Source organism: Scytonema sp. PCC 10023 (assembly GCF_963920835.1).
Lineage (GTDB): Bacteria > Cyanobacteriota > Cyanobacteriia > Cyanobacteriales > Nostocaceae > Kalymmatonema.
This window is the reverse complement of sequence record NZ_CAWUDP010000234.1, coordinates 1-3,770: the sequence shown is the minus strand read 5'-3', so window position 1 is coordinate 3,770 and position 3,770 is coordinate 1. Positions and strand designations below refer to the sequence as shown.

The window sequence follows — 3,770 nt, the reverse complement described above, 5'->3', positions numbered from 1 at the left end:
CTGGGGTTTTTTTCAGGAACCCACTCTGATGATGCGACTTTCACGTCGCACCATGGATTGCCCACTCTTCAGCGTCTGGTTCTGGAGAAGTTGCAATGATTTTTTTGATTTCTCCCTCTAGGTCGTCCGCGTCTCCGTCAACCGTGACCCAACTGCCGTGCAATTTACCTGCATTGTAGGCGGCTAAACAGGCAATATAAATTTGTGGCGCTTCATGGCTCATAATAGTTATGTCTCCGTTAATGATTGCTGTTGATGTGGGGCAAGCTACCGCAAACTTTGGTCGGGGAGCGGTAGTTTAATGACCCCCCACAGTATTTGTGAGGGTTTTTGTTAATTAAAGCTCGACAGTTCCATCCAAAAACTTAGGCGTTGCTAGTCGCTCGTCATCGTCGAGGCGCTCCAGAACCACAATAATTTCTTCATCACCTTCTATGTGGTCAATGATTCTGTACTGGTTTCCGTCGCTCCCGTCTAGGACATCTCCACAAGAAAAATTAAGAGGTTTGATTTGGGCTGCTGGAATCTCAATTATGTTGCTCATTCAGGTTGCTCGTATTCTAGTTTTTAAATATGTGTGCGGATTTATGGCGATGGCGTAGCCGCCCGCCCTACGGGCTTCGCACCCAGCCAAGGACTAGTTAGAACGGCACCCCGCCACCACGGTTAAAATAAACCTCTAAATCGCTCGGATTGACGAGCAATTTAGCCCCTATGGAGGTAATACACAGCAGCCTTAGGTAGTCTTTACCGTCGATTTGCTGACAAACTGCACCCCGAACCTCAACAAAATCGTTGATTGCAGGGATAAAAATTGAAGCTGGAGAAGTAGAATCTTGCATGGGTTTTGGTCGAATCCCTTGTTTTCTTTACTCTTATATTATAGCGCGTGTACGCTCAAAAGAAAGCAATGTTAACAGAAGCTTCATAATTCTCTAGCCTGTGTACGCGCTATCATGAAGGGGAAGCTAAAGGGTAAGGTGGATATGGGTAAAGGCAGTGGGCGACCGGGCGGAAATCCGGATTTTGGCACAAAATATAAATTTGATTTTGGTAATAAAGAGGTGCGTGATCAGGCACTTACTATCCGATTTTCTGCTAGAGAATTGGCAGAGATTAAGGAAAAAGGAGGCGATGACTACCGGGATTTATGTAGAAAAGCCATACTAGAGGCGATACAAGCCATGTAATCATTTAGTAGACAAAAGAAAAGTGCAGCGCGTAGCGCTGCACTTTTTCATTTACTGGCAACCAACGGCGGCTGCCAGAGGGGCAAATGACGCCGGACACTGGCGGGAACCGGAAAACCCGAAGCAGGAGAACTGAGAGAAGATTGATTGCAGCATTGGTCGGAAAACTGAAATCAAGCCTTTTATAGCACGTATACGAACAATTAGCAATCAATGCAACTCAGCAAGCACTGCAACCATCAACGTGAGCTGCAACCAACGCGCTGATAACTTTTTCTCTTCCAGTTTTTGGAAACTTTTTTAAGCGAACCCTCTTTAATCAATTACTTGAAAGATTTTCCCCCAACCGAGGGCGCGGCGCTGGGCGGAATGAGGCTGGTGTGCGCCGTCCCCAGAGATACGACCGAACGAAGCGAGCTAACACGACAGGCAGCACGCGCCGAACCGACCAGCGCACAACGTCAGCGGAACGAGCAACCGTGGATAAGTTTTCAACGTGGATTCTTCCTCCTCGGTCAACGTGACTAACCCCATTACGAATAACTGTGGATGACCCCATCATGAGTAACCGTAGATGACTTCTTTACTTATTAACATGGAAAGTTTTTTTGCTTGATGTTAGTAGCCACATCAAGCAACAAGAATTGTAAAAGAGTTAATAAAGGTTAAGCCCCACGGCTCAGTTTACACACGCGGGGCTTTTAGGTTTGTGAAAACTGGAAAAATTGGGGCTTCTGCTGGATGGAAAGTTGAGAAAGTTCAAGCCTAAAACCTTTCTGGAAGTTGTAATGAAGCAACAGCATGACGTTTTCTCTCCTCTCCCCGACGGTCGTAACGAGTGGTTATAGCTGGGTTAGAGTGACCTGCCAAATTCTGCACAGTAGCAACATCCACCCCAGCATCTAGCAAGTCGGATACAAATGTACGCCGCAGATCATGAGGCGAGAAATGTTCTAATCCTACTTCCTTACAACGCTTTTGCAAAATGAACAGCACCGCCTGGGGCGTAAGTCTTTGCTTTATCACACGACCAGATTTATTAACCTGACATAGCAGTGGACCAGCTGTATCAGTTCTGATTTCAATCCAATCATCTACTATTTTGGACGCTCCCATAGCTAAATAAACTGTCCGGTCAACTCTACCCTTGCCATGCCGAACTTTGATTTGCCCATCATCAGATTTAAAATCCTTCAAATCGAGATTTACCACTTCCGCCCGTCGCAGTCCAGCACCCCGCAGGATAGCGATTAATGCAGCGTCCCTAAAACCCGCAGGAGTCTTATCGCCAAAACAAACCTGCATCAACGAGTCAATTTCACTCTGACTCAGCGCCCGTCCCCTCAGTTCTTTCGACCCTTTCACACTGCTGATATCAACTGCACGGGCATAGTCAACAGGTGATATCAATTCGAGTCTCAACGCTTCCTTGAGAACACGCCTTAAGGCACACAATACCCTGTTAACCGTCGCGGGTTCATAATTTTTAACCAATGCGGCACGAATAGCGGCGGTATGTTTGTACCTCAGCGCAGCCCAGTTGAGGGTTAAATAATCAGCTTCGCCATTGGTCAACAGCTGGGCGACTAAATTGAGACTTCGCTTCATCGTCGGTTCCGACCCCGGCGCAAGTGTAGAAAGATAAACACAAGCTGGGTGTTCCGTCAGTGGCGGGGGTAGTGTCAAAACCAATGATGAAACTGTAGTCTGGGACATCGCTTATCAAAAGGGGGATTCTAGGAAAAGTTGTTTTGCAAATACTTATTCAAGACAATAATATTTTGACAAGCCATTTACAACCGTAACGTGTCGCCCCACCATTCAACGTTTGTGAATAGCCAAACTTCTCGACCTAGCAGATGAATTACTAGCTGATGTGGCTAAAGGTGTAAACTCTTGCGATCGCTTTCGGGAATTTTGCAGAAATGCTATTCTTGAGGCGCTTAAATAAGCAAACTAGGAAGTAAAAAGACAAGGTGTGACGCGTTAGCGCTACACCTTGTCTTTTAATTGGCAACCAGCGTACCTGCCAGACGAGAAAACTAGAACAAGGAAAGCTGGACGGGGGCGCAACCGACAGCTGAGACGCACACAATCGAACGACCAGCGAACGCCCCACGACCAACACCCCATTGACCAGAGGAAACCTCGAACACTTGCGCAGTCGGGAACGCGGAACGGAAGAACGCATCAACACCTGCCGCACACCCTACCATTCGGGCGATTGCGCTCTGCGCAGTGCCGTAAGTCCTGCGGAGGCTTGTGCCAACGCGCTTCGCGTCTTTGCTACTGAGAAGGCAATCGCCGGCGGAAACAAATTTGGCAGCAGCTGCCAGAGGGGCAAAAGACGCCGGACACTGGCGGGAACCGGAAAACCCAAAGCAACTGAACTGAGAAAAAATTGATTACAGCATTGGTCGAACGCTTGAAAGACAAGACGTTTATAGCGCGTATACGCTTAAATAAAAAATATTGCAACCATACGCAACAACCAATTGCAGAGATGATCGACAGCTGCGACGGCGACTAGTACTGTGCGACAGAAATAATCAGACAGTTTAAAATTGAGAAATGACATGA

At 47.2% G+C, this 3,770-nt stretch carries 7 protein-coding genes; 2 read left to right on the top strand and 5 right to left on the bottom strand.

Going from position 1 to position 3,770, the window contains the following annotated elements; genetic code table 11:
• Positions 1 to 40: 40 nt before the first annotated feature.
• The 3 genes from ACM0OZ_RS48140 to ACM0OZ_RS48130 all read right to left on the bottom strand — a co-directional run bounded on the left by ACM0OZ_RS48140 (position 41) and on the right by ACM0OZ_RS48130 (position 842).
• Entirely contained in the window at positions 41 to 223 is a 183-nt protein-coding gene (locus ACM0OZ_RS48140) for an antirestriction protein ArdA (RefSeq protein WP_414590041.1), read from the bottom strand.
• Between the two features lie 114 nt (positions 224 to 337).
• Positions 338 to 544 carry a hypothetical protein gene (locus ACM0OZ_RS48135; RefSeq protein ID WP_414590040.1) on the bottom strand — a complete coding sequence of 69 codons (207 nt, stop codon included), beginning with the start codon at positions 542 to 544 and terminating at the stop codon, positions 338 to 340.
• A gap of 97 nt (positions 545 to 641) precedes the next feature.
• Positions 642 to 842, bottom strand: coding sequence for a hypothetical protein (locus tag ACM0OZ_RS48130; protein WP_414590039.1), 201 nt, complete (start codon positions 840 to 842; stop codon positions 642 to 644).
• A gap of 114 nt (positions 843 to 956) precedes the next feature.
• On the opposite strand from ACM0OZ_RS48130, the gene ACM0OZ_RS48125 reads away from it, so the two are divergent.
• Positions 957 to 1,190: a hypothetical protein gene (locus ACM0OZ_RS48125; protein ID WP_414590038.1), complete on the top strand. Its 234-nt coding sequence runs from the start codon at positions 957 to 959 to the stop codon at positions 1,188 to 1,190.
• 319 nt (positions 1,191 to 1,509) lie between these two features.
• Here ACM0OZ_RS48125 and ACM0OZ_RS48120 read toward each other — a convergent pair whose 3' ends face one another.
• Positions 1,510 to 1,752 (bottom strand): hypothetical protein, encoded by a 243-nt coding sequence (locus ACM0OZ_RS48120; RefSeq protein ID WP_414590037.1) that lies wholly within the window; start codon positions 1,750 to 1,752, stop codon positions 1,510 to 1,512.
• 203 nt (positions 1,753 to 1,955) lie between these two features.
• Positions 1,956 to 2,906 (bottom strand): tyrosine-type recombinase/integrase, encoded by a 951-nt coding sequence (locus ACM0OZ_RS48115; RefSeq protein ID WP_414590036.1) that lies wholly within the window; start codon positions 2,904 to 2,906, stop codon positions 1,956 to 1,958.
• A 546-nt stretch (positions 2,907 to 3,452) separates the two neighbouring features.
• Between ACM0OZ_RS48115 and ACM0OZ_RS48110 the strand changes: the two genes are divergently transcribed.
• Positions 3,453 to 3,584, top strand: a complete 132-nt coding sequence (locus ACM0OZ_RS48110) for a hypothetical protein (RefSeq protein ID WP_414590035.1) — start codon at positions 3,453 to 3,455, stop codon at positions 3,582 to 3,584.
• Positions 3,585 to 3,770: the final 186 nt, after the last annotated feature.